Raw genomic sequence first — 24,930 nt, forward strand, 5'->3', positions numbered from 1 at the left:
GCGGGAGGTGGTGTCGCTGCCCGAAAGCGGGTCGGATCCGGCTGTCGGAGGGCGGTCGCGGCGCGGTCCGGAGCCCGGCGGGTCGGCTGGGCCGAATCCGGACAATTGCTGTCCGGAACGCGGCGGTCGAGACCGCCCGGGGCCACGCGGAGGCCCGTCCGGTGGGTGATGGGTGGTGAGGCGCTCGGCGGGCGGTGGGCCTTCGGGGTGGGCCCGGGGGCGCCTGACGGCGGTGGGTCTCCGCCCCGATCCCCTCTCGCCCCGTCCCGTTGGCCCCGGTCCCTCCGGGAGCGCCGGGTGGGCCGCCGCGAGGGCGGTGGGTTGCCGCCCTCGGGGAGCCGGGGGACGCGGCCCGGGGGACGGCGGACTCTCGGCACGCAGGGGCCGGCCGGGGCGCCGCGCGACGGACGGCACGGCTCCGCTCCGCCGGAACGCCCACCGCCCGCTGCCCGGACGGCGGGTGACGCCCTTTCGTCGGCCTCCCCGGGCGGGCGGCCGCCGGACGGCGGACGGCCTCCCCGGAATCCGGCCGGGCCGCTGGTCGGACCGGCTTCACCCGGTCTTTCCACAGGCTCCTCACGGAGTTGTCCACAGGCCCGCCGCGGCCCGGTCCGCATGGCGTACGGTGCGGCGCATGGCAAGTGTGCTCGTGGTCGAGGACGACCAGTTCGTACGCTCGGCGCTCATCCGGCATCTGACCGACGCCACGCACCTGGTGCGCAGCGTCGGTACGGCGCTGGAGGCGCTGCGCGAGGTCGCCCATTTCAGTTTCGACGTGGTGATACTCGACCTCGGACTCCCCGATCTGGACGGGTCCGAGGCGCTGAAGATGCTGCGCGGCATCACCGACGTCCCGGTGATCATCGCCACCGCGCGCGACGACGAGACGGAGATCGTCCGGCTGCTCAACGCGGGCGCCGACGACTACCTCACCAAGCCCTTCTCCGTCGAGCATCTCTCCGCCCGGATGGCCGCCGTGCTGCGTCGCGCCCGCTCCGGCACCGCGGGGGCACCGCCGTCCACCGTGCTGAGGGTCGGCGGCCTCACCGTCGACCCCCTGCGCCGCCAGGCCGAACTGGACGGCGAGCGGCTGGACCTGACGCGCCGCGAGTTCGACCTGCTCGCCTTCCTCGCCGCCCGTCCCGGCGTCGTGGTGGCCCGCAGGGACCTGCTGGCCGAGGTCTGGCAGCAGGCCTACGGCGAGGACCAGACCATCGACGTCCATCTCTCCTGGCTGCGGCGGAAGCTGGGCGAGACGGCCGCCCGGCCCCGCTATCTGCACACCGTGCGCGGCGTCGGCGTGAAGCTGGAGCCGCCCGCGCCGCGCTCCCCGGACGAGGAGCCGCCCCGATGAGATGGGCTCTGGTCAAGGTGTCGCTGGCGGTCACCGCGATGGTCGTGGTGGCCTTCGCCGTGCCGCTCGGTCTCGCGGTCCGCGAACTGGCCCGCGACCGCGCCTTCTCCAACGCCGAGCGGGAGGCCGCAGCAGTCGCCCCGGCGCTTTCCATCACCACCGACCGGGACGAGCTGGAGCGCGTGGTGGCCTCCGCCGGGATGGACGACGGCATGGCCGTGCACCTGCCGGCCACCGGCACTGACCCGGTCCGCTCCCACATCGGCCAGCGGCGCGCCACCGACGAGGACATCGCCGCCGTGCGGCGGGTGGGCCGTGCCTCCAGCACCGAGGTCCGCGGCGGCTCGGCGCTGCTCCAGCCGATCGCGCTCAGCTCCGGCGAGATCGCCGTCGTCGAGGTGTACGTGCCGGAGTCCGAGGTGACCAACGGCGTCGGCACGGCCTGGGCGGTGCTCGCCGCCGTCGGCGTCGCCCTGATCGTCGGCTCGGTCGCCGTCGCCGACCGGCTGGGCGTGCGCATGGTGCGACCCGCCCGGCGCCTCGCGGAGGGGGCGCAGGACCTGGGGGAGGGGAAGCTGACGGCGCGGGTGCCCGAGGAGGGCCCGCCCGAACTGCGGCGTGCCGCGGTCGCGTTCAACTCCATGGCCGACCAGGTCGTCCAGCTCCTCGACAACGAGCGGGAGCTGGCCGCCGACCTCTCCCACCGGCTGCGCACCCCGCTGACCGTGCTGCGCCTCAACGCCGCCTCGCTCGGGGACGGCCCGGCCGCCGACCAGACCCGGGCCGCCGTCGAGCAGTTGGAGCGGGAGATCGACGGCATCATCCGCACCGCCCGGGAGGCCAAGCCGCAGACCGGCGCGGCGGGTCCGGGAACCGGGTGCGACGCGATGGAGGTGGTCCGCGAGCGGATGGGCTTCTGGTCGGCGCTGGCCGAGGACCAGGGGCGGGAGTGGCGGCTGGCCGGCGGCGACCGGGCGGCGCGGGTCCCGGTGGCCCCCGCCGACCTGGCCGCGGCCCTCGACGCCCTGCTCGGCAACGTCTTCCAGCACACCCCGGAGGGGACCGCCTTCGTGGTCGACGTCTGCGAGGGCGAGGACGCGGTGACGGTGCGGGTCTCCGACGCGGGGCCCGGCATCACCGACCCGGAGGCGGCCGTGGCGCGCGGCCGGGGCTCGGGGACGGACGGGTCGACGGGGCTGGGGCTGGACATCGTGCGCCGCCTCGCCGAGTCGGCCGGCGGCAGTCTGCGCATCGGCCACTCCGCGCTCGGCGGGACCGAGGTACGGCTCCGCCTGCGGCTCGACGGGCGGACCGCGCCGGTGCGCCGGGGGCAGCGGGGGACCGTCCGGCGCCGCAGACCCCTCCGACGGGCGGTCGTCACCGAGGGCTCCTGACCTGCCACCGGTGGCCTCCCGCAGGAGAGGGCGGGGGAGGAGCCCGCTCCGGCAGGGACGGCGTCAGGTGGGCGGCGGTGTATCTGACGGGTGGCGGTGCCCGGCAGGAAGTGGCGCACAGGCGGGAAGCGGCATCCGGCGGGTGGCCACCAGGAGGGAAGCGGCAATCCGGTGGGTGGCACCAGGCGGGAAGCGGCGCCCCGAAGGGAGGTGGTGCCGGGGCAGGGAGTGACACCCCGGCGGGCAGCGGGGCCGACGAGGGGCGTCCCCCGGCGGAGAGTGGCACCCGGCGGGGAACGCCTCCGAGGCGCCGGATGCCCGCCGTTGCCCGGAAGCTCTCTCGGGGCGGTCCCCGGGTGGCGTCCGCCCCGGTGTCGGCGTGGGCGTGGCCGAGGGCTCCCGCTCGCCGCGCCGTCCGCCTGGCGCGGCCGGGGGCGGAGCGCCTCCGGCCGGACCGGTCGGGCCGTGTGCCGCCGTCGGGCACCGCGATCATCAGAGCCGGTCGACGTGCTGCCCGGCCGGCTACGGGGCAAGCCGCGCGTACCCTCGCTCGTCGCGCGCCGTCACCAGCGGCAGGCGAGTCCCGGCGCCCGCGAACCCGGCGGAGACGCCCCGGACGATCCCGGAGGAGTAGGGCTCGGAAAACGGCCGGATCCGCGCCTCGGGGACCACGACGGGCACGCCGCCGCCGGTGCGCCGGGTGACCGGTGAGCGGGCGGCGGGGTGGGGGACGTGGCCGAGTTCCGCGATGACCCGCCGACGGTCCGGGAGCGGTCGCTGCCGCCCGGGCGAGCCGTTGATGACCCGGAGGACCGCGCCGCGGCCGACGCCGACGCGGATGGTGACATCGTTCAGGACCCGTTCCGGCAGGACCCTTTCGGGCAGGGCCAGTTCAGGCGGGGCGGCGCCGGGTCCAGGGCGGGGCGGTGCCGGCCGTCCTGGGGGCGGACGGCGGCTCGACGGAGATCATCGTTCACCTTCCGGTGGGTGGTGGGGGCACCGTCCTGATTCCGCCCGGCGGCCCCGTGCGCCGCCCGCCAGGATTCCCGCGGACCGGCCCCGGCCACCGGACCGGCCCCGACCTGCCGGGACGCCGGGCAGCCGGAACCGGCGGCGGCCCACGGCGGGGAAGCGGCGCGAACCGTTCCCCTGCCGTGCCGCGCACGCCCGTGCAACAACGCCGTCTTCAACTCTTGACACCCGCCCCCGGCACCGAGGAGTCTTCGGGGCAAGCCGCGTGGGAGCGTTCCCATGGAGTTCGGGGCCTCTCCTTCCGTGCGGCCCGAAACACCGTCGGCCCTTCCCTCCACCTCGCACGGCGCACCGCTGACCAGCTACTTCGCACCGTGCTCCGGGGTGCGTGGGTGCGGTCGGCGCGCGCGGCGGGAGGCGGCCGGACCGCCGGACCCGGCGGCCCGATTCCCGAGGTCCCCGTTCCCCCCTGGAACAAGGAGTAGTGGAATGCGCATCACCCGAACCGGCGGTCGTGGCCGCAGAGCGGCGGTCCTGGCGACGTCGGTCCTGACGGCCTCGGCCCTGCTGCTGACCGGCTGCGGCGGCGACCCGGACTCCCCGGACTCCGGAGGGAAGATCACCCTCAAGGTGGCCGACTTCGGGCAGTTCGGCTACAAGGAGGCCGGACTGTTCCGGAAGTACCAGGACCTCCACCCGGACATCGTGGTGAAGGAGGAGACCACCGCCAACGAGCAGGACTACTACCCGAAGCTCCTCCAGCAGCTCAACACCGGCAGCGGGCTGGGCGACGTCGTCGGGATCGAGGTGGCCCGTGTCAAGGAGGTCGTCGACACCCAGGCGGACCGGTTCGTGGACCTCAGGGAGAGCATCGACGTCGGCCAGTGGGTCGAGTGGAAGGCCCGGCAGGCCACCGCGCCCGACGGCAGGGTGATAGGCGCCGGGACGGACATCGGCCCGATGTCGCTCTGCTACCGCAGGGACCTGTTCGAGAAGGCCGGCCTGCCCGCCGACCGCGAGAAGGTCGCCGAGGCCGTCGCGGGCGGCTGGGAGGACTACCTCGCACTCGGCGAGAAGTACCGGGACAACGCGCCCGGCGGCACGTACTTCATGGACTCGGCCGGCGCCATGTTCAACGGCGTGGTCAGCTCCTCCGAGCAGCAGTACTACGGCTCCGACGGCAAGCCCGTCTACAAGGACAGCCCCGCCGTGCGGAAGGGCTGGCGCCTGGCCGCCGAGGCCGCGGAGAAGAAGCTTAGCCAGGGCCTCCCGCAGTTCCAGGACCCGTGGAAGGCGGCCTTGCGGAAGGGCAGCGTGGCCACCGTCGTGTGCCCGGCGTGGATGGCCCTCCAGATCGAGAACTACTCCGGCGACGACTTCCGGGGCAAGTGGGACATCACTGCCGCGCCCGGCGGCACCGCGGCCAACTGGGGCGGCTCCTTCCTGGCGGTGCCCAGGAGCGGCAAGCACGTCAAGGAGGCCACCGAGCTGGTCGAGTGGCTGACCGCGCCCGAGCAGCAGGCCGCCGTCTTCAAGGCCGTCGGTGTCTTCCCGTCCAACCGGGGCGCGTACGGGATCGCGGACGTCAAGGACGCCGAGCTGCCCTATTTCAACGACGCCCCGGTCGGCCGGATCTACGCCGAGGAGGCCGGGACCATCCCGGTGGCCGTGCTCGGCCCCAAGGACGGCGTGATCAAGGACACGATCTCCACCCAGATCACCAACATGGAGCAGCGCGGCACCAAGCCGGACGACGCCTGGAAGGCCGCCACCGAGGCGATCGACAAGGCCATCGGCTGAGGCGGGGCCGTCCGCTGACGGGGGGTCACCGGCCGGCACGGGATCGCCGGCGGGCGCGCGGCCCCGCCCGCCCGCCGGTCCCGCCCGCCCGCGAGGCCCCGGCGCCCGGCTCTCCCCGGCGGGGCCGCTCCCGCCGTCAGCTCTCCTCCCGGCCGCCTCCCTGCGGCGACCCGGTGCCGGAGCCGTCGGCCCGGCACCGCCCCCACCGGCCGCCGCCCGCGCCACCGGCCGCCGACCGGAGCCCGCCCCCACCGGCCGTCGGCCCGGCACCGCCTTCACCGGCAGGGACGCCGCCGCCCGCCCTCACCGGCAGGGACGCCCGCGCCCACGCCGACGCCCCGCCCCCGCCGTACCCGGCCCGATCTCCCAGGGAAGGACCCCCTCCGTGGCAACGACCACCCCCGCACGGGGTGCCCGCACCCCGCCCCGCCGCGGGCCCGGCGCGTGGCGCACCCGACTGTGGCGACTCGACGACAAGGTCTCGCCGTACGCCTACATCGCCCCCTTCTTCCTCGTCTTCGGCGCCTTCGGGCTCTACCCGCTCCTCTACACCGGCTGGATCGCCCTGCACCGGGTGGAGATGACGGGCCTCGACCGGTCCGAGTGGGTCGGCTGGGACAACTTCGCCAGGATCCTCCAGGACTCCGAGTTCTGGACGGCGGTCTCCAACACCTTCGTCATCGGCGTCCTGTCGACGGTGCCGCAACTGCTCGTCGCCCTGGGACTGGCCCATCTGCTCAACTACAGGCTGCGCGCCAGCGCCTTCTGGCGGACCGTCGTCCTCACCCCCTACGCCACCTCCGTCGCGACCGCCGCCCTGGTCTTCGCCCTGGTCTTCCGGGCCGACGGCGGCCTCCTCAACTGGGTGCTCGGCTTCGCCGGACTCGGCGACACCGACTGGGGCAACGGCACATGGACCTCCAAGACCGCCATCTCGGTCATCGTGATCTGGCGCTGGACCGGCTACAACGCCCTGATCTATCTCGCGGCCATGCAGGCGGTCCCCACCGACCTGTACGAGGCGGCCTCCCTCGACGGGGCCTCGCGCTGGCAGCAGTTCCGCAGGGTGACCATCCCCTCGCTGCGGCCGACGATCCTGTTCACCGTCGTCATCTCGACCATCGGCGCCATGCAGCTCTTCGGCGAGCCGCTGCTGCTCCAGGGCGGCACGCTCGGCGCCGTCGGCGGCAGCGAGCACCAGTACGAGACGCTCAGCATCTACCTCTACAACTACGGCTGGAAGCTGGGCCATCTGGGACCGGCCGCCGCCGTGGCCTGGGCCATGCTCGCCCTGCTGCTGCTCATCGCCCTCATCAACTGGATCGTCGGCCGGGTCGCGCGCAGGAGCGCGGCGTGACGGGAGCGACAACGATGACCACGACCCACACCCCCGCCCAGGCCGGAACGGGAACGGTCCCGCCCGCGCCCGCCGTTCCCGCGGGCCGGGGCCGAAGGCTGCGGATCGGCGCGGGCCGGCAGCTCGACGGCGGTCCGTTCACCTATCTGGCGCTGGCCGTCGTCGGCCTGGGCTCCCTCTTCCCGCTGTACTGGACGCTGGTGGCCGCCTCGCACGACCAGCAGCGCGTCCTCGACGACCCGCCGCCGTTCGTGCCGGGCGGCAGGCTGCTGAGCAACCTGGAGGCGGCCTGGGAGCAGGCGGGCCTCGGCAGGGCCATCGTCAACAGCGTCGTCGTGGCCGGCTCCATCACCGCGGCGACGCTGCTGTTCTGCACCCTCGCCGGGTACGCCTTCGCCAAGATGCGCTTCCGCGGGCGGAACGCGCTGATGACCGCGGTCATCGCCACCCTCACCATCCCGCCGCAGCTCAGCGTGGTGCCGCTGTTCATGATGATGTCCGACATCGGCTGGGGCGGACGGCTGGAGTCGGTGATCTTCCCGACCCTGGTCGGTGCCTTCGGCGTCTTCTTCATGCGCCAGTACCTGCTGGAGGCCCTGCCGTACGAGCTGATCGAGGCGGCCCGGGTGGACGGGGCGAGCAACCTCCGCATCGTGCGCAGCGTCGTGCTGCCCGCGGCCCGGCCCGCGATGACGGTGCTGGGCATGCTGACCTTCGTCCAGGCGTGGAACGACTTCTTCTGGCCCTTCCTCGCCCTCAGCCAGGAGAGCCCCACCCTCCAGGTCGCCCTCGGCCAGCTCAGCGCCTCCTACACCCCCGACCAGAGCATCGTCATGGCCGGCGCGCTGATCAGCACCCTGCCGCTGCTGGTGGTCTTCGTGGTGTTCGGCAAGCAGATCGTCGGCGGGATCATGGCGGGCGCCGTCAAGGGGTGACCCGGCCCGCTCCGGCCCTCCCGTGCTCACCCCGTGCCCGGTCCGCCCCATGCCCGGTCCGCCCCGCCGGGCACCCGCACCGGCCCCGCGCCGGAGCCACCGGTCCGCACCGGCCGCTTCCACCAACGCCCACCGACGCCACGGAAGCCCAGCGTCCCCACCGCACACCCTTCCCACCGCCCATCACCCACCGTCCGCACGAGCCCGGCGGGCCCCGCACCCGGGCCCGCCGGGCCGGGCGCGCACCCCGCGCCCCACGCGCCGTCCCGTGTCCGGGCCACACCGCCCGGCCCTCCTCACGCCAATTGGGAGCGTTCTCACCATGACCGCCGTACGACCCGAGAGCACCGCCCGGCCGGCCTCCGGCACCTCCTTCCCCGCCGGCTTCGTCTGGGGCACCGCCACCGCCGCCTACCAGGTGGAGGGGGCCGCCGCCGAGGCCGGCCGCACGCCCTCCATCTGGGACACCTTCAGCCACACCCCCGGCAAGGTCCGCAACGGCGACACCGGGGACATCGCCGCCGACCACTACCACCGCTACCGCGACGACGTGGCCCTGATGAAGGACCTCGGACTGAACGCCTACCGCTTCTCGGTCTCCTGGTCCCGGGTCCAGCCCACCGGCCGGGGCCCCGCCGTCGAACGCGGGCTGGACTTCTACCGCCGCCTCACCGACGAACTCCTGGCCGCGGGCATCACCCCCGTCGCCACCCTCTACCACTGGGACCTCCCCCAGGAGTTGGAGGACGCGGGCGGCTGGCCGCACCGGGACACCGCCGACCGCTTCGCCGAGTACGCCGGCATCATGGCCCGCGCCCTCGGCGACCGCGTCGGCGTCTGGACCACCCTCAACGAGCCCTGGTGCAGCGCCTTCCTCGGCTACGGCTCCGGTGTGCACGCCCCCGGCCGCACCGACCCGGCGGCCACCCTGCGCGCCGCCCACCACCTGAACCTCGCCCACGGCCGCGCCGTCGGCGCCCTGCGCGCCGGGCTGCCCGCCGCCGCCCAGGTCTCCCTCACCCTCAACCTGCACCAGGTGCGCCCCCTCACCGACGCCCCCGGGGACGTCGGGGCGGCCCGCCGTATCGACGCCGTCGGCAACCGGATCTTCACCGGCCCGGTCCTCGACGGCGCCTACCCCGAGGACCTCCTCGCCGACACCGCCCACCTCGTGGACTGGGACGGCCTGGTCCGCGAGGGCGACCTCGCCGAGACCTCCCGCCCCCTCGACCTGCTCGGCGTCAACTACTACGCGCCCACCGTGGTCTCCCGCCCCGCCGAGGGCTCCGGCGCCACCCGCGACGACGGCCACGGGGCCGCCGACCGCTCCCCGTGGACCGGCTGCGACGACATCGCCTTCCACCTCGCCAACGACGACCTCACCGCCATGAACTGGGCCATCGACCCCGACGGGCTGCACACCCTGCTCACCGGGCTGGCCGCCGCCCACCCCGGACTGCCCCTGATGGTCACCGAGAACGGCGCCGCCTTCGACGACTACGTCTCCCCCGAGGGCGTGGTGAACGACCCCGAGCGCATCGCCTACCTCCACGCCCACCTGGACGCCGTACGGCGCGCCATCGCCGACGGCGCCGACGTCCGCGGCTACTTCCTCTGGTCGCTGCTGGACAACTTCGAATGGTCCTACGGCTACTCGAAGCGCTTCGGCACCGTGTACGTGGACTACGCCAGCCAGCGCCGCATCCCCAAGGCCAGCGCCCACTGGTACGCCGGGGTGATCCGCCGCAACGCCCTGCCCGGCTGACGCACCGGGGCCGGGCCCCGCGCCGGTCCGGACGGCCCCGCGCCGGTCCGCCGGGCCCCGGCCCGTGCCGGCGCCGGTACGGCGGGACGGGGAGACCGGGGAGCGCGGGACGGCTGCTGTTACATTCCAGGCCTCATTGCTGCGAGGGGAAGGCGACGGCCATGGCGGTCAACGGTGGGCGGAGCCGGGGCGCCGGGCGCCCGACCCTGGAGGAGGTGGCCGCCCGCGCCGGGGTCGGCCGCGGCACGGTCTCCCGCGTGATCAACGGCTCGCCCCGGGTGAGCGACACGACCCGGGCCGCCGTCGAGGCCGCCGTCGCCGAACTGGGCTACGTCCCCAACACCGCGGCCCGCGCCCTGGCCGCCAACCGCACCGACGCCATCGCGCTGGTGGTGCCCGAGCCGGAGACCCGGTTCTTCGCGGAGCCGTACTTCTCCGACATGCTGCGGGGCGTGGGAGCGGAGATCTCCGACAGCGAGCTGCAACTGCTGCTGATCTTCGCGGGCAGCGACCGGGAGCGGCAGCGGCTCGCCCGGTACCTCGCCGCCCACCGGGTGGACGGAGTGCTGCTGGTCTCCGTGCACGCCGACGACCCGCTGCCCGACCTGCTGGCCCAGCTGGAGATCCCCGCGGTGATCAGCGGCCCCCGCTCCGCCGGGGAGACGCTGGCCTCGGTCGACTCCGACAACTACGGCGGCGCCCGCTCCGCCGTGGAGCACCTGCTCTCCCGGGGGCGCGCCCGCGTCGCGCACATCACCGGCGCCCCCGACGTCTACGGTGCCCAGCGCCGCGTCGACGGCTACCGGGACGCGCTCAGGGAGGCGGGGCACGCCGAGGACGACGGGCTGATCGAGCCCGGTGACTTCACCGAGGAGGGCGGTCACCGTGCGATGGCGGAGCTGCTGCGCCGCCGCCCGGACCTGGACGCGGTGTTCGCCGCCTCGGACGTGACCGCCGCCGGTGCCCGCCGGGCGCTGCGCGAGGCGGGCCGCCGCATCCCGGAGGACGTGGCGCTGGTCGGCTACGACGACTCGGTCATCGCCCGCCACCTGGACCCGCCGCTCACCAGCGTCCGCCAGCCGATCGTGGAGATGGGCCGGGCCATGATCGACCTGCTGCTCGCGGAGATCGCCGCGCCCCGTCCGCCGGTCCCCGGCGCTCCGGCCCGCAGCCGGATCGTGCTGCCGACGGAACTGGTGGTCCGCGCCTCGTCCTGACCCACCCCGGCCCGTGCCTCACGGAGGGCACGGCATCCGCGCGGACGAAAGCGAGGGGCCGGTGACCTTCTCGCGAAGATCACCGGCCCCTCGACCAGGGTGAGTGACGGGACTCGAACCCGCGGCATCCTGGACCACAACCAGGTGCTCTACCAGCTGAGCTACACCCACCATGACCGGTGCTCGAACCCCTCGGTGAGAGGTCCGCGGGTTTCCCCGACCAGCCGAGAAAAAGTGTACAGGGTCCGAAGGGGTGCTCGCGCCCGCCTTTCCGCCGCCCCTACCCGGCGGGCAGGACGTGCCGCGCGGCGATGGTCCGGGCGGTGTCGCCGTCCGGACCGGGCTGCGGGACGAAGACGGCCTCGCGGTAGTAGCGCAGCTCCGCGATGGACTCGCGGATGTCGGCGAGCGCGCGGTGGTTGCCGCTCTTCTCCGGGCTGTTGAAGTACGCCCTCGGGTACCAGCGGCGGGCCAGCTCCTTGACGGAGGAGACGTCGACGATCCGGTAGTGGAGGTAGCCCTCCAGCGTGGGCATGTCGCGCAGCAGGAAGCCCCGGTCGGTGCCGACGGAGTTCCCGCACAGCGGCGCCTTCCCGGGCTCCTTCACGTACTCCTCGATGTACGCCAGGACCCGGGCCTCGGCGTCGGCGAGGGTCGTGCCGCCCTCCAGCTCGGCCAACAGGCCGGACGCGGTGTGCATCTCCCGCACCACCTCCGGCATCGTCTCCAGGGCCCGGTCCGGCGGGCGGATGACGATGTCGACACCGTCCCCGAGCACGTTCAGTTCGGAGTCGGTGACGAGGCCGGCCACCTCGATGAGAGCGTCGTCGGACAGCGAGAGGCCGGTCATCTCGCAGTCGATCCAGACCATGCGATCGTTCATGCCGCAACCTTACGGCGCCCGTAGCGCCCTGTGACCGGGGCGTGCCGGGCCCGCGGCCCCGGGCCGGGGTGCGGAAGGGGGCGCGGGCCCGGTCGGGTCCGCGCCCCGGGTACGCCGGCCGGGTCCCGAGGGACCCGGCCGGCGCCGCACCTGCCCGAGGCATGTCCGGCGATTCCCGTCTGCCTGCGGGCGACGACGGGAATCGCCGGACCGCCCTTGGGGCCTCTCGTTTGGATCATGCCGGGCTCGCGGGGTCCGGCCCGATCCAAACGAAAGACCCTAGGGCGCGCTGCGCTGTCCCGGCACGCTCGCCGCCGGGACGGGCACCGGGGTGCGGCGGGTCTGGAACGGCACCCCGTTCTCCGCCGTCAGCAGCGGCGGCATGCTCTCGGCGGGCAGGGCCACCCGCGCGGCGGCCTCGGCGTCGGCCTGCCGGTCGCCCTGCGGACGCCGGGCCCGGTAGGCGGCCCGGTAGGCGGCCGGGGACGAGCCGAGCTGGCGGCGGAAGTGCCCGCGCAGCGCCACCGGCGAGCGGAAGCCGCAGCGGCCCGCCACCTCGTCCACGGAGTAGTCCGAGGTCTCCAGGAGCCGCTGCGCCTGGAGCACCCGCTGGGTGATCAGCCACTGGAGCGGCGCGCTGCCGGTCAGCGACCGGAAGCGCCGGTCGAAGGTGCGGCGGCTCATGTACGCACGCGCGGCCAGCGTCTCCACGTCGAACTGCTCGTGGAGGTGCTCCAGTGCCCAGGCGACGACCTCGGCGAGCGGGTCGGCGCCGATCTCCTCGGGTAAAGACCGGTCGAGGTAGCGCTCCTGGCCGCCGTTGCGGCGCGGCGGGACCACCAGGCGGCGGGCCAGCGCGCCGGCCGCCTCGTTGCCGTGGTCCGTGCGCACGATGTGGAGGCACAGGTCGATGCCGGCCGCGGTCCCCGCGGAGGTGAGCACGTCGCCGTCGTCCACGAAGAGTTCACGCGGATCGACGTGCACCGACGGATAGCGCTTGGCCAGCGTCGGCGCGTACATCCAGTGGGTGGTGGCCGGACGGCCGTCCAGCAGTCCCGCCGCCGCCAGGACGAAGGCGCCGGTGCACAGCCCGACGATGCGGGCGCCCTCCTCGTGCGCCCGGCGCAGAGCGTCGAGCGCCTCCTCCGGTGGCGGTGAGGTGATCGACCGCCAGGCGGGCACCACGACGGTGCCTGCCCGGGAGATCGCCTCCAGCCCTTGTGGCGCGGTGAGTTCGAGACCGCCCGTGGTGCGCAGCGGGCCCTCTTCACCCGCGCACACCAGCAGGCGGTAGCGCGGTACGCCGGCGTCCTGGCGGTCGATGCCGAACACCGACAGCGGTATGGAACTCTCGAAGATGGGGCCGCCGCTGAACAGCAGCACCGCGACGATCTCCTTGCGGCGTCGCCCGGAAAGCTTCCGGGCCGCGGCTTCCGGCGCGGCAGTGGAGTCGTGGCTCATCCTGCTAAGCCCCCCTCGGTGGTCGCGGCTCCTCGGTCGTGTCGCTCCTGCACGTTTCCCCTTGGTCCTGCACGAGTCCCCCGCCGTAACAGTCAAGATCGAATCTACTGCGTCCCGTCATGCCCGGATGGCCGGTTCGGCACTTGGGACATTGCCGACATGGCAACTTGGCGTGAAGCATTCGATCACGAAGCGTTGCACTCCCGGACGCCGCAGGGAAGTGCGCCGTACGGCAGTGGCCAATCCCCGTAGGGTGCGCGGGGTCGTCGGGACCCTTTTTGTGCAGGTGGAACGGGGGTTGGGGGGCGGTCGGGGCAGGAGTCGGGCCACATGCGGAAGTTGGCTGAAAAGAGGCGTGTGCGTGCGCGGAAACCGGTCAGTCGTCCGGTCTGTTTTCCCGAATCCGCTGCTCCCGGGCCTCCGTTGCGAGGGTCCGGCGCTCCGCCCGGCGCAGCAGCAGCCGGCACGCGCCGGTGACCGCGGCCAGTCCCACGGCCGTTCCGGCGGTGCCCGCGAGCGAGGCGCCGTACCAGAGCAGCGCGACCGGGATGAGGAAGCAGCTGAAGGCCGCCCAGCGGACGGCGTCGGTGGCGCCGTACCGTGCGGAGGGGACCCGGCGGCCCGCCGGGGGCGCGGCCGGAGGGTCCCGCAGAGCGCCCTCCGGGCGGCCGGGCGGTTCCCGGCCCGGGGGGCCGGGAGGGCAAGGGGCGCACGGGCCGGGACCGGACGGCAGGGGGTCCGGGGGCGGCCCGGGGCGCGGCGGTCCGGACGGGGGTGCGGGGCGGTGGGGATCGGACGGCGGTTCGGCGGGCCGGTGCGGTCCGGGCATGAGGGCTCCCTGGGGCGAGGCTCACCCGGTTCAACGGCCGGGCGGCGCCCGGGTCACGACGCCGTGATCGCCACAGATTGTTGAATCCTGTGCAAACCGCCTGTACAGCACAGCAACCATTGCGTTACGGGCGCGGCCTCGGGCATGCTCCGGTGGACCCCACGACCGGGGGCCGCGGGATCAGGGCGAGGAGAGGAGTGCCGCCGTACCCTTGGGGGTATGGGGTTGGGAAGACGATTCCCGGACACAGCTCAGCCGCACCCTGTGGTCCCACCCAAAAGGATTGACACGCCGAGACAGCCATGGCCGGTCACGAATTCTTCGAACCCGCGGACCGCAAGCGGCCCGTCGCCGAACCCACGGCGGCCGAGCCCCAGGCGGCCGAACAGCCACGTCAGCGATGCGACCCCGCCTTCAAGCACGGCGTCGTCGTCGGCTTCGACGGCTCCACGTCCAGTGAGCGCGCCCTCGCCTACGCCGTGGGCATGGCCCGCAGGCTCGCCGCCGGACTGGTGATCGTGCACGTGGCCAACCGCCTGCCCACCACGGTCTGGGCGGGCTGCGAGCCCCCCGTCTTCGTCGACGTCCCGGACCACCGCACCGAGGTGCTCGGGCTGGAGCTGGCCTGCGCCGACCACCTCTGCGAGATCCCTTGGATCCTCGTCGAGCGCGGCGGCGACATCTGCCACGAACTGGAGGAGGTCGGCCGGGAGTACGAGGCGGACGCCATCGTCGTCGGTTCCAGCCATGGACTGGTGGGCCGCCTCTTCGGCTCCGTCGCCGGACGGCTCGCCAAGCGGGCCCGGCGCCCGGTCGTGGTCATTCCCTAGGGGGCGCCTCCCGCCGGGCCCCGAGAGCAGCCTCCCCCGCACCACGGCGGCCGTCCCGCCGGGCCGTGAGGGCCGCCTTCCGCCCGGCCGTGTCCCGCCTCGGAATCCCCCCGTCAGGGGGAGTACCGAGGGGGAGCCCCGAAGGGGAGATCCGGGTCCCGGGGCCCTCCCTCCGGGGGCCCGGCCGGGTCCCGCCCGCCCTTCCTCCGGGGGCCCGGCCGGAACCCCGCGCGCCGCTCCCGCCGTCGCTCCCGCCCCGTCCGGCCCGCCCGACCCCGGTGGTACCGGGTCCTCCCGGGCTCCTGAGCGCGCCCCCGGCGCGCCCCGGCGCGCGCTCCGATCGCCTCCGGTGAACCTACCGATGCGTACAGGTGTTTGGTCCCTTGTAAGGGGCATATAAGGCTCACCACAACTGCACATGGACGAAGGGAGCCCGCCGTGGACCAGCACGTCTCCGCGGGAAGCACCACCACCATCGTCGGCCGACTCGCCCTGGGGGTCACCCTGTTGGCCTTCGGTCTCGGCCACACCGCCGTCATCGACGGCGTCACGGCGGGCGACGCCGTGACCCTCGCCCGCCATGTCGGCGGCATCGCGCTGTTCCTCGTCGGACTGCTGGCCCTGCGCGACGGCGACACCGCCTCCGGCACGGCCTTCACCGCCTTCGGCGCGCTCTGGTTCACCTGGGCGTCCGCCGCGTCCGGGGGTCGGGTCTCCGCCAACGCGGCGGGGCTGTTCCTGCTCCTGTTCGCCCTCGTGGCCCTCTCCCTCGCCGCCGCCGGCGGGGACCCGCTGACGCGGGGCGGCCACGGGCTGTTCGCCGTGTCGCTGCTGCTGATCGCGGTGGCGGTCTTCTCCGAGAGCACGGCCCTCGTCAAGGCCGGCGGCTGGTTCGCCGTCGCCGCCGGGGCGGTCGTCTGGTACTCCGCCACCGCCGCCCTCGCCCACTGGCCCACGGCGCTGCCGCGGGGCCGGGCGGGGCGCCGGGCGACGGCGGCGTAGCCGGCCCCCCCCGGGCGGACCGCCCGCGGGCCCCGGGTGCCGGTGGCGCGCCCGGGGCCCGCGCTCCGCGCCCGCCTGGCGCGGAGCGGCTACTCCACCGTCACCGACTTGGCCAGGTTGCGCGGCTTGTCGATGTCCCGGCCCAGGGCCAGCGCCGTGTGGTAGGCGAGGAGCTGGAGCGGGATGCCCATGAGGATCGGGTCCAGCTCGTCCTCGTTCTTCGGGACCACGATGGTGTGGTCGGCCTTCTCCTGCTCCCGGTGCGCCACGGCGAGGATGCGGCCCTCGCGGGCCTTGATCTCCTCCATGGCCGCGCGGTTCTTCTCCAGCAGGTCGTCGTCCGGCACGATCGCCACCGTCGGCAGGGCGGGCTCGACCAGGGCCAGCGGGCCGTGCTTCAGCTCCGAGGCGGGATAGGCCTCGGCGTGGATGTAGGAGACCTCCTTGAGCTTCAGGGAGGCCTCGCGGGCGACCGGGTAGCCCCGCACCCGGCCGATGAAGAGCATCGAGCGGGCGTCGGCGTAGAGCGCGGCCAGCTTCCTGATCTCGTCCTCGCGCTCCAGCATCTCCGCGATCTGCGCCGGGAGCCGGCGCAGGCCCTCGATGATCCGCCGGCCGTCGCGCACCGACAGGTCGCGGGTGCGGCCCAGGTGCAGGGCGAGCAGCGCGAAGGCGACCGTCGTGTTGGTGAAGCACTTGGTGGACACCACGCACACCTCGGGCCCGGCGTGCACGTACATGCCGCCGCCGGCCTCGCGGGCGATCGCCGAGCCGACCACGTTGACCACGCCGAGCACCCGGGCGCCCTTGCGCTTCAGCTCCTGCACGGCGGCCAGGACGTCGTAGGTCTCGCCGGACTGGGAGACGGCGACGTACAGCGTGTCCGGGTCGACGACCGCGTTGCGGTAGCGGAACTCCGAGGCGGGCTCGGCGTCGGCGGGGATGCGGGCCAGCTCCTCGATCATCTGGGCGCCGATCATGCCCGCGTGGTACGAGGTGCCGCAGCCGAGGATCTTCACCCGGCGCACCGCGCGGGCCTCGCGGGCGTCGAGGTTGAGGCCGCCCAGGCGCACGGTGGAGAAGCGGTCGTCGATCCGTCCGCGCAGCACCCGGTCCACGGCCTCGGCCTGCTCGTGGATCTCCTTGTGCATGTAGGTGTCGTGGCCGCCCATGTCGTAGGAGGCGGCCTCCCACTCCACGGTGGTCGGCTCGGCTGTGGTGCTGGTGCCCTCGGTGGTGTAGGTGCGGAAGTCCTCCGCGGTGAGGGTCGCCATCTCGCCGTCGTCCAGGGTGACTATCTGCCGGGTGTGGGCCACCAGCGCGGCGATGTCCGAGGCGACGAACATCTCCTTCTCGCCGATGCCGAGGACGACCGGCGAGCCGTTGCGGGCGACGACGATCCGCTCGGGGAATCCGGCGTGCAGCACGGCGATGCCGTAGGTGCCCTCGATCAGCCGCAGCGTCTCGCGGACCTTGTCCTCCAGCCTCTCCGCCTCGGACCGGGCGATGAGGTGGACGAGGACCTCGGTGTCGGTCTCGGACGCGAACGCGACGCCCTCCGCCTCCAGCTTGCGGCGCAGTTCGGCGGCGTTGTCGATGATGCCGTTGTGCACCACCGCGACCCGGCCGTCGGCGGACATGTGCGGGTGGGCGTTGACGTCCGAGGGGGCGCCGTGGGTGGCCCAGCGGGTGTGGGCGATGCCGGTGGTGCCCTTGAAGCGGGCCGGGACCCGGGCCTCCAGGTCCCGCACCCGCCCCTTGGCCTTGACCATCTTCAGCCCGGCCGCCTTCGGCGAGGTGACGACGATGCCCGCGGAGTCGTAGCCGCGGTACTCCAGCCGCTGCAGACCCTCCAGGAGCAGGGGCGCGACGTCACGCCTGCCGATGTATCCCACGATTCCGCACATGTACAGGTATTCCCTCAGCCGTAGACGATGCGGCGCAGTTGACGGAGCGACAGCTCCGGGGGCGCGACCGCGCGGTAGCGCAGTTCCGCCGCGACCCGTTCGAAGATCGTCGCGTTCACCAGGCCCTGCGCCTGCAGCTCGCGGTGACGGCGACGGACGTACTCCTCGGTCGTCTCGTCGAAGTAGGCGAGCACGTCCTGGACCACCCGCAGTGCCTCGCCCCGGCTCAGGGGGGTGGACCGCGTCAGGTGATCTACGAGTTCGTCGTGCACCCGCTAGATCCTGGAGTAATGAAAGGTTCTTTCGCAAGAATCCTGCCCGATTTCGGGCAGGGGGTGGGGGTCCGGGTCGCGCCGGGGCCTCCGCGGAGGTCCTCCTCGGATCTCCGGCGCCCGCCGGGACCCGTGGGATCACCCCCGGATCTCCGGGAATCCTCCGTGTCCTCCCGGACCAGGGCCCCGGAACCCGGGTCCTGAGCCCCGCCCCGGACCCCCTGAGCTTCCTCGGGGCCCCGACCCCCGCCCCGGGCCCCCGGTCCCCGTCGGGACCCCTGAGCCCCGCCCCAGACCCCCGGGCCCCGTCGGGACCCCCGAGCCCCGCCCCGGGAAAACTTTGGAAGGGGGCACACCTCGGTGTGCCCCCTTCCCGGTGCCCGGACCCGTCGTCCGGGGCGGACGGCCCCGGCGCGGGCCCGGCACCGCTCCCCGACCGGGACCGGGACGGAACCACTCGCGCGACGCGCCCGGGGCGGCGCGTCACGCCCTCACAGGAGTGCGCGCGCGGCGTCCGCCACGGCCTCCGCGGTGATCCCGAAGTGCGCGAACAACTCGTCGGCCGAGGCGCTGGCCCCGAACTCCTCCACGCAGACGGCGCGTCCGTCCAGTCCCAGCAGGTCGTGCCAGCCCTGGCTGACCCCCGCCTCGACCACGACCCGCCGCCGCACCGAGGGCGGGAGGACCGCGTCGCGGTAGGCGGCGGGCTGCCCGGCGAACCACTCCCGGCACGGCATGGAGACCACGCGGGCCCGGATGCCGTCCGCCGTCAGCGCGCGGGCCGCCTCGACGGCGACCGCCACCTCGGACCCGGTGGCGATGACGACGACATCGGGATCGCCGTCCCCCCGTCCCGGGGTCTCGTAGCGCACATAGCCGCCGCGCACCGCGCCCTCCGTCGGCCGCAGTCCGTCCCCGGCGTCCGGCAGGACCGGCAGGTCCTGCCGGCTGAGGCTGAAGCCCACCGGGCGACGCCGCTCCCCGAGCACCTTCCACAGGGTGACGGCGGTCTCGTTGGCGTCCGCGGGACGCACCACGTCCAGCCCCGGCACAGCCCGCAGCGAGGCGAGGTGCTCCACCGGCTGGTGGGTGGGTCCGTCCTCGCCGAGACCGATCGAGTCGTGCGTCCACACATAGAGGGCCGGCAGCCCCATCAGCGCCGCCAGCCGGACGGCGGGCCGCATGTAGTCGCTGAAGACGAGGAAGGTCCCGCCGTAGGGGCGGCTGACGCCGGAGAGGGCGATGCCGTTCATCGCCGCGGCCATGAAGTGCTCCCGGATGCCCCAGTGGACCGTCCTGCCCGCCGGATCGGCGCCGGGCAGCGGGCTGGAGGCGGGGAGGAACGAGGACGCCGCGTCGACGGTGGTGTGGTTGGAGTCGCCGAGGTCCGCGGAGCCGCCCCACAGCTCCGGCAGCCGGTCCGCGGCCTCGCGCAGCGCCCGGCCGAACGCCTTCCGGGTGGCGACGGGGGTGCCCGGGGCGAACACCGGGCGCGCGTCCTCGAAGCCGGCGGGGAGGCGCCCGCTCCTGATGCGGGTCAGCAGGGCGTCCCGGTCGGGATGGGCCCGCGCCCAGCGGCCGTAGGCCTGCTCCCACTCCTCCCGCGCCCTTCGGCCCCGCTCCCGTGCCGACCGGGAGGTCCACTCGAACACCTCCGCCGGCACGGCGAAGACGGCCTCGGGATCGGTTCCCAGGAGCGACTTCGCCTCGTGGACCGCCCGCGCGCCGAGGGCGGAGCCGTGGGAGGCCGCGGTGTCCTTCGCGCCGGGCACGGGCCAGGCGATGGTGCTGCGCATCACGATGATCGACGGCCGGGAGGTCTCCGCCGTGGCCGCTTCCAGCGCCTCCGACAGCCCGGGGACATCGATGTCACCGTCCGCCGCCAGGGCCACGCTCTGGACGTGCCAGCCCTGGGCGGCGTAGCGGGCGGACACGTCCTCGCTGGTCGCGAGTTCGGTGCTGCCCTCGATCGATATGCGGTTGTCGTCGTGGACCACCACGAGGTTGCCGAGCCCCTGGTGGCCCGCGAAGGCGGCGGCCTCGGCGCTGACGCCCTCCTGGATGTCGCCGTCGGAGCAGAGCACGAAGACGCGGTGGTCGAAGGGGCTGGCGCCCTCCGGGGCGTCGGGGTCGAACAGGCCGCGCTCCCGCCGGGCGGCCATGGCCATGCCCACGGCGGTGGCGATGCCCTGCCCGAGCGGCCCGGTCGTGGTCTCCACGCCGGGTGTGTGCCCCCACTCCGGGTGGGCCGGGGTGAGGCTGCCCTTCTTCCGGTAGCGGCGGAGGTCGTCGAGGGTGAGGGGGTAGCCGGCCAGGTGGAGCTGTATGTACAGGGTGAGGCTGGAGTGGCCGCAGGAGAGCACGAAGCGGTCCCGGCCCGGCCATTCGGGGTCGGCCGGGTCGTGCCGGAGGAAGCGGTGGAAGACGAGATGGGCGGCGGGGGCCAGGCTGACCGCCGTTCCCGGATGGCCGTGGCCCGCCTCCTCGACGGCGTCCATGGCGAGGACCCGGGCGGTGACGACGGCCCGCCGGTCCTCGTCGGTCCAGCGGAAGGGGGCGGGGGCGGCCGCGGACCGCTCCCCGGCCGGGTTCTCTACCACAGCGTGTATCCGCCGTCCACGACGAGGACCTCGCCCGTGACGAAGGAGGAGGCGGGGCTGGCCAGGTACAGGGCCGCCGGGGCGATCTCGGAGGCCTGCGCGTACCTCCGCATGGGCACCTCGTCGATCCAGTAGTGCCGGTACTCGGGGCGGTCGATGTCGGAGATCTCGGTCTTGGTGTATCCCGGCGCGATCGCGTTCACCCGCACCGAGTGCGGCGCCCACTCGGCGGCGAGGGACTTGGTCATGTGGTGCACACCGGCCTTGGAGACCGCGTAGGGCGCGTGCCACTGGGGCCGGTTGATGATCATCCCGGACATGGAGCCGACGTTGACGATCGCCCCCGCGCCGCGCTCGACCATGGCGGCGCCGAAGACCTGGCTCGCCTTCCACACGGCGTCCAGGTTGGTGGCGAGCACCCGGTCCCAGTCCTCGTCGCTGAGGGACAGGGACTCGCCGTGGATGCCGATGCCGGCGTTGTTGACGAGGATGTCGACCGGGCCGAGCCGCTCGGTGACCCCGTCGCGCAGGGCGGTCAGGTCGGCCCGGCTGGTGACGTCGGCCCTCATCGCCATGGCGTCGGCACCGGCGGCGACGAGTTCGGCGACGGCGCGCTCGTTGCGCTCCTCGTCCCGGCCCGCGATCGCCACGGCCGCGCCCGCCTCGGCGAACGCCGTGGCGATCGCCCGGCCGATGCCCCGGTTCCCTCCCGTCACGACGGCGACCTTGCCGTCCAGGCGGAATCTGTCCAGTACGTTCATGCGGTGCGCTCCTCGGTGGGGTGGTCCGGGCCGTCCGCGGCGACGACGCGCAGGACGCGGTCGGCGCGGTGCCCGGTGCGGCCGATCAGCTCGGCGTTGGTCTGGTCGGAACCGTGTGAGCGATCGTGCGCCTCCTCGGCGGAGCGCCCGTACGCCATGTGCCGGGAGACGAGACGCCGCAGGCGGGTCTCCTCCCCGGGCTCCAGGAACCAGCACGCGTCGAGCAGTCCGCGCACCTGGCCCCACGGCCCCTCCTCGACCAGGAGGTAGTTGCCCTCGGTGATGACGAGGGGGACCTCCCGGGGGACCGGCACGGCGCAGGCGATGGACTCCTCCAGGCTCCGGTCGAACAGGGAGGCGTAGACGACGTCCTCGTCCCCGGCCCGGAGCCGGCGCAGGAGGCTGACGTACCCGGCGGCGTCGAAGGTGTCGACCGCGCCCTTGCGGGGCCGTCTGCCCAGCCGGTCCAGCTCGGCGTTGGACAGGTGGAAGCCGTCCAGGCCGACGAGGGCCGCCCGGTCGCCCAGTGCGGACGCCAGGACCTGGCCCAGGGTGGACTTGCCGGAGCCCGGCGCGCCGACGATGCCCAGGAGGGTGCGCCGCCCGGGGACGATCAGCGAGCGCGCCGCGGCGACGAGGGCCTCGGTGCCGACCTCCTCCACCTCGGGCGGGGCACTGCCGCCGGTACCGCTGTCGCGGCTCATCGCCGCTCTCCCTTCTGCTTCGCCGAGGTCCCCGTCGGACCGTCGGCCGGACGGGTGTGCGCGCCGCCGGTGTGGACGGGGTCGGGTTGTTTGGCCCCGGTCATGATCGCGACGGCCTCCTCCATGGAGATGTTCTGCGGCTCGACGAGCGCGATGCGGCGCCCCAGCCGGTGGATGTGGATGCGGTCGGAGACCTGGAACACGTTGGGCATGTTGTGGCTGATGAGCACGACCGGCAGGCCGCGGTCCCGCACGCGCAGGATGAGGTCCAGGACCTGGTTGGTCTCCCTCACCCCCAGGGCCGCCGTCGGCTCGTCCATCACCACCACCCGTCTCGCCCACGCGGCGACCCGGGCGACCGCGACGGCCTGGCGCTGCCCCCCGGACAGGGTCTCCACCTTCTGGGTGATGGACTGCACCCGGATGCCCAGGTCCGCCATCTGCCGGGCGGACTCGTGCCGCATCCCGCGCCGGTCGAGCTGCCGGAACACGGTGCCCAGCACCCCCTTGCGGCGCTGCTCCCGGCCCAGGTAGAGGTTCTGCGCGATGTCGAGGGCCGGGGCGACGCCCAGTTCCTGGTAGACGGTCTCGATGCCGGCCCGCCGCGCGTCCAGCGGGCTGCGGAACTGCACGGGCTCCCCGTCGAGCCGCAGGGTGCCCGAGTCGGGAACGACCGCGCCGGTCAGCGACTTGATGAGGGTGGACTTGCCCGCCCCGTTGTCGCCGATCACCGAGAGGATCTCGCCGGGACGCAGGTCGAAGTCGCAGTCGTCCATCGCGACGACGTGCCCGTAGTGCTTGGTCAGCCCGCGTGCCTCCAGCACGTTGGCCGTGGGGTCGGTGGCCTTCACCGCACCTGCCTCCTTCGCACCAGGCGGTCCACACCCACCGCGACGATCACCAGGACGCCGGTCGCGACCTGCTGGTAGAGCGAGTCGATGCCCGCCTGGGTGAGGCCGTTCTGCAGCACCGTCACGATCAGCGCGCCGATGAGCGTCCCCACGACGCCGCCCCGGCCCCCGAAGAGACTGGTGCCGCCGATGACGACCGCGGTGATGCTGTCGAGGTTGCCGTTCACGTACCCGCTGGGATCGGCGGTCGGTGTGCGGCCCAGTGCCTGCCACGCCGCGAGGGCGTAGACCAGCCCGGCGACCACGTACACGCTCAGCAGGACCCGCCGGACCTTGATCCCGGCCAGCTCGGCCGACCTCGGGTTGTCGCCGACGGCGTAGACCCGTACCCCCCAGGAGGTCTGGGTGAGGGCGTATCCCAGCAGCGCGGTGAGCCCGATCCAGAGCATCACCCCGTAGGTGATGGTGACCCCGCCGATCACCGGTCCGTCGTTCAGCGCGGTGAGGAAGCCGGAGGTGATGGGGTAGCTCTGGGAGTTGGTGTAGAGGCGCGCCGCGGCCATGACCACCGACATGACGCCGAGCGTCACGATGAACGGCGGCAGCTTCAGCCAGGACACCAGCGCGCCGTTGACGGCGCCGAGGGCCAGGCAGACCAGCACACCGAGCATGGCCGCGAGAACCGGGTCGTGGCCGACGGCCATCTTCCCGATGACCACGGAGCCCAGCACCATGATGGCGCCGTTGGCGAGGTCGATCCCCGAGGTCAGGATGATCAGGGTCTGGCCGAGCGCCAGGGTGCCGACCACGACGGACTGCTGGGCGATCAGCGCCAGGTTGTCGGGGTTGAAGAAGGTGGTGGTGGTGAGGCTGAAGACGACGACCGCGACCACGAGGGCCAGCAGCGGCCCGAAGATCTGGTGGGCGACCAGGCCGCGCAGGTCCCGCCGCGGGTGGAGGGGTGCCTCCAGCGCGGCGACGTCGGGTGCGGACGGGCCCGTCACTTCGGTCCCCAGCAGTGCTCGAGACCCCATTCCGAGGTCTCGGAGGGGAGACCCTCCACCGGGCGGTCGGTGATGAGCGCGGTCCCGGAGTCGATGACGCCGCCCTTCGGCTTCGTCCCGTCCTCCAGGAAGGCGGCGACGGCCTCGACCGCCTTCTCGCCCATGCGGTCGGGGAACTGCATGGCCGTGGCGCCGATCACGCCCTTCTTGACGTCCTGCACACCGCTGCACGCGCCGTCGACCGAGACCAGCACGGTCTTGCCGCTCAGGCCCTTGTTCCTGATGGCGGTGTGGGCGCCGCGGGCGGCCGGCTCGTTGATCGTGTACACCACGTTGATGTCCGGGTGCGCCGACAGCAGGTTCTCCATCTCCTGCTGACCGGTGTCCTCGGTCCCCTTGGTCAGGGCGCTCCCGGCCAGGGCGGACTTGGAGATGCCGTAGCCGGCCAGGAAGCCCTCGTGCCGGTCCGCCGCCGGGGCGTCCGAGAGGTCGAAGTCGAGCATCGCGACGCGCGGCTTCGCCGGCGAGGAGGCCTTGGCCCACTGGCCGATGAGCCTTCCGGCGGCGACGTTGTCGGTGGCGAAGGTGGCGTCCGCGACGCTCTCGGGGCTGAGCGGCGCGTTGACCGCGAGGACCAGGATGCCCTGGTCCTTGGCCCGCTGGAGGACCCCGTTGAGGGCGGTGGCGCTGGCCGGGGTGACGACGATCGCCTTCACCTTGTTGGCGATCATGTTCTCGATGGCCGTGACCTGCGTCGCGGAGTCGCCCGGCGTCTTGGCCTCGGCCTTCATGACCTTCCAGCCCTTGGCCTTGGCGGCGTCCTCGGTCGCCTTCTCCAGCGTGCCGAAGAACGGGTTGCTGAGGTTCAGGGCGACCACGCCGATGGTGGGCTTCCCGTCGGAGCCGGCCCCGCCGTTCCCGCCGCAGGCGACGGCGGCGAAGGCGACGGCGAGGGTGAGGGCCGAAACCCTGAGCCCGGTGGGGCGAGGAGCACATCTGACGTTCTTCATTGACCCGGTCCTCATTGGTTGG

Annotated in this window: 19 protein-coding genes and 1 tRNA gene; 9 read left to right on the plus strand and 11 right to left on the minus strand. The window is 73.9% G+C overall.

What is annotated here, in order from left to right:
- Positions 1-634 precede the first annotated feature (634 nt).
- The 7 genes from GTY84_RS10160 (at position 635) to GTY84_RS10190 (ending at position 10,794) form a co-directional block, all read left to right on the plus strand.
- Positions 635-1,354, plus strand: coding sequence for a response regulator transcription factor (locus tag GTY84_RS10160; RefSeq protein WP_161225822.1), 720 nt, complete (start codon positions 635-637; stop codon positions 1,352-1,354).
- Positions 1,351-2,748 (plus strand): HAMP domain-containing sensor histidine kinase, encoded by a 1,398-nt coding sequence (locus GTY84_RS10165; RefSeq protein WP_161225823.1) that lies wholly within the window; start codon positions 1,351-1,353, stop codon positions 2,746-2,748. The genes GTY84_RS10160 and GTY84_RS10165 overlap by 4 nt, the downstream gene beginning before the upstream one ends.
- A gap of 1,461 nt (positions 2,749-4,209) precedes the next feature.
- Entirely contained in the window at positions 4,210-5,520 is a 1,311-nt protein-coding gene (locus GTY84_RS10170) for an ABC transporter substrate-binding protein (protein ID WP_161225824.1), read from the plus strand.
- A 385-nt stretch (positions 5,521-5,905) separates the two neighbouring features.
- Complete coding sequence (locus tag GTY84_RS10175) at positions 5,906-6,877, plus strand: sugar ABC transporter permease (protein WP_161225825.1); 972 nt, start codon at positions 5,906-5,908, stop codon at positions 6,875-6,877.
- A 14-nt stretch (positions 6,878-6,891) separates the two neighbouring features.
- On the plus strand, positions 6,892-7,812 hold the full coding sequence (locus GTY84_RS10180; protein WP_161225826.1) for a carbohydrate ABC transporter permease: 921 nt from the start codon (positions 6,892-6,894) through the stop codon (positions 7,810-7,812).
- Positions 7,813-8,134: 322 nt separating this feature from the next.
- Entirely contained in the window at positions 8,135-9,577 is a 1,443-nt protein-coding gene (locus GTY84_RS10185; protein WP_161225827.1) for a GH1 family beta-glucosidase, read from the plus strand.
- A gap of 161 nt (positions 9,578-9,738) precedes the next feature.
- Positions 9,739-10,794 carry a LacI family DNA-binding transcriptional regulator gene (locus GTY84_RS10190; protein ID WP_161225828.1) on the plus strand — a complete coding sequence of 352 codons (1,056 nt, stop codon included), beginning with the start codon at positions 9,739-9,741 and terminating at the stop codon, positions 10,792-10,794.
- 98 nt (positions 10,795-10,892) lie between these two features.
- On the opposite strand, the gene GTY84_RS10195 is transcribed toward GTY84_RS10190, so the two are convergent.
- From GTY84_RS10195 to GTY84_RS10205, 3 genes are all read right to left on the minus strand, one after another.
- Positions 10,893-10,965: transfer RNA gene (locus GTY84_RS10195), tRNA-His, on the minus strand.
- A gap of 109 nt (positions 10,966-11,074) precedes the next feature.
- Complete coding sequence (gene orn, locus GTY84_RS10200) at positions 11,075-11,677, minus strand: oligoribonuclease (RefSeq protein WP_161225829.1); 603 nt, start codon at positions 11,675-11,677, stop codon at positions 11,075-11,077.
- A 279-nt stretch (positions 11,678-11,956) separates the two neighbouring features.
- Positions 11,957-13,138, minus strand: coding sequence for a helix-turn-helix domain-containing protein (locus GTY84_RS10205; protein WP_161225830.1), 1,182 nt, complete (start codon positions 13,136-13,138; stop codon positions 11,957-11,959).
- A gap of 1,131 nt (positions 13,139-14,269) precedes the next feature.
- Between GTY84_RS10205 and GTY84_RS10210 the strand changes: the two genes are divergently transcribed.
- Positions 14,270-14,797, plus strand: coding sequence for a universal stress protein (locus GTY84_RS10210; RefSeq protein WP_161225831.1), 528 nt, complete (start codon positions 14,270-14,272; stop codon positions 14,795-14,797).
- 438 nt (positions 14,798-15,235) lie between these two features.
- Complete coding sequence (locus tag GTY84_RS10215) at positions 15,236-15,799, plus strand: GPR1/FUN34/YaaH family transporter (protein ID WP_161225832.1); 564 nt, start codon at positions 15,236-15,238, stop codon at positions 15,797-15,799.
- Positions 15,800-15,888: 89 nt separating this feature from the next.
- Here the strand turns inward: GTY84_RS10215 and glmS are convergent, their stop codons facing one another.
- The 8 genes from glmS to GTY84_RS10255 all read right to left on the minus strand — a co-directional run bounded on the left by glmS (position 15,889) and on the right by GTY84_RS10255 (position 24,908).
- Complete coding sequence (gene glmS, locus GTY84_RS10220) at positions 15,889-17,706, minus strand: glutamine--fructose-6-phosphate transaminase (isomerizing) (protein WP_161225833.1); 1,818 nt, start codon at positions 17,704-17,706, stop codon at positions 15,889-15,891.
- A 14-nt stretch (positions 17,707-17,720) separates the two neighbouring features.
- Positions 17,721-17,978, minus strand: a complete 258-nt coding sequence (locus tag GTY84_RS10225; RefSeq protein WP_161225834.1) for a hypothetical protein — start codon at positions 17,976-17,978, stop codon at positions 17,721-17,723.
- Between the two features lie 491 nt (positions 17,979-18,469).
- A complete protein-coding gene (gene tkt / locus GTY84_RS10230; RefSeq protein ID WP_237532175.1) occupies positions 18,470-20,476 on the minus strand; it encodes a transketolase in 2,007 nt (668 codons plus the stop codon).
- A 95-nt stretch (positions 20,477-20,571) separates the two neighbouring features.
- Entirely contained in the window at positions 20,572-21,339 is a 768-nt protein-coding gene (locus tag GTY84_RS10235; RefSeq protein ID WP_161225836.1) for a glucose 1-dehydrogenase, read from the minus strand.
- Entirely contained in the window at positions 21,336-22,043 is a 708-nt protein-coding gene (locus GTY84_RS10240; RefSeq protein ID WP_161225837.1) for a nucleoside/nucleotide kinase family protein, read from the minus strand. The genes GTY84_RS10235 and GTY84_RS10240 overlap by 4 nt, the downstream gene beginning before the upstream one ends.
- Positions 22,040-22,894 carry an ATP-binding cassette domain-containing protein gene (locus GTY84_RS10245; RefSeq protein ID WP_345943386.1) on the minus strand — a complete coding sequence of 285 codons (855 nt, stop codon included), beginning with the start codon at positions 22,892-22,894 and terminating at the stop codon, positions 22,040-22,042. The genes GTY84_RS10240 and GTY84_RS10245 overlap by 4 nt, the downstream gene beginning before the upstream one ends.
- Entirely contained in the window at positions 22,891-23,928 is a 1,038-nt protein-coding gene (locus GTY84_RS10250) for an ABC transporter permease (protein ID WP_161225838.1), read from the minus strand. The genes GTY84_RS10245 and GTY84_RS10250 overlap by 4 nt, the downstream gene beginning before the upstream one ends.
- Complete coding sequence (locus GTY84_RS10255; RefSeq protein ID WP_161225839.1) at positions 23,895-24,908, minus strand: substrate-binding domain-containing protein; 1,014 nt, start codon at positions 24,906-24,908, stop codon at positions 23,895-23,897. The genes GTY84_RS10250 and GTY84_RS10255 overlap by 34 nt, the downstream gene beginning before the upstream one ends.
- Positions 24,909-24,930: the final 22 nt, after the last annotated feature.

It is taken from the genome of Streptomyces sp. SID8352 (assembly GCF_009862265.1).
Lineage (GTDB): Bacteria > Actinomycetota > Actinomycetes > Streptomycetales > Streptomycetaceae > Streptomyces.

Coding starts and splice junctions, on each gene's coding strand:
- GTY84_RS10160 (WP_161225822.1), top strand. CDS start 635: ATGGCAAGTGTGCTCGTGGTCGAGGACGACCAGTTCGTACGCTCGGCG.
- GTY84_RS10165 (WP_161225823.1), top strand. CDS start 1,351: ATGAGATGGGCTCTGGTCAAGGTGTCGCTGGCGGTCACCGCGATGGTC.
- GTY84_RS10170 (WP_161225824.1), top strand. CDS start 4,210: ATGCGCATCACCCGAACCGGCGGTCGTGGCCGCAGAGCGGCGGTCCTG.
- GTY84_RS10180 (WP_161225826.1), top strand. CDS start 6,892: ATGACCACGACCCACACCCCCGCCCAGGCCGGAACGGGAACGGTCCCG.
- GTY84_RS10185 (WP_161225827.1), top strand. CDS start 8,135: ATGACCGCCGTACGACCCGAGAGCACCGCCCGGCCGGCCTCCGGCACC.
- GTY84_RS10190 (WP_161225828.1), top strand. CDS start 9,739: ATGGCGGTCAACGGTGGGCGGAGCCGGGGCGCCGGGCGCCCGACCCTG.
- orn (WP_161225829.1), bottom strand. CDS start 11,677: ATGAACGATCGCATGGTCTGGATCGACTGCGAGATGACCGGCCTCTCG.
- GTY84_RS10205 (WP_161225830.1), bottom strand. CDS start 13,138: ATGAGCCACGACTCCACTGCCGCGCCGGAAGCCGCGGCCCGGAAGCTT.
- GTY84_RS10210 (WP_161225831.1), top strand. CDS start 14,270: ATGGCCGGTCACGAATTCTTCGAACCCGCGGACCGCAAGCGGCCCGTC.
- glmS (WP_161225833.1), bottom strand. CDS start 17,706: ATGTGCGGAATCGTGGGATACATCGGCAGGCGTGACGTCGCGCCCCTG.
- tkt (WP_237532175.1), bottom strand. CDS start 20,476: ATGGACGCCGTCGAGGAGGCGGGCCACGGCCATCCGGGAACGGCGGTC.
- GTY84_RS10235 (WP_161225836.1), bottom strand. CDS start 21,339: ATGAACGTACTGGACAGATTCCGCCTGGACGGCAAGGTCGCCGTCGTG.
- GTY84_RS10240 (WP_161225837.1), bottom strand. CDS start 22,043: ATGAGCCGCGACAGCGGTACCGGCGGCAGTGCCCCGCCCGAGGTGGAG.
- GTY84_RS10250 (WP_161225838.1), bottom strand. CDS start 23,928: ATGGGGTCTCGAGCACTGCTGGGGACCGAAGTGACGGGCCCGTCCGCA.
- GTY84_RS10255 (WP_161225839.1), bottom strand. CDS start 24,908: ATGAAGAACGTCAGATGTGCTCCTCGCCCCACCGGGCTCAGGGTTTCG.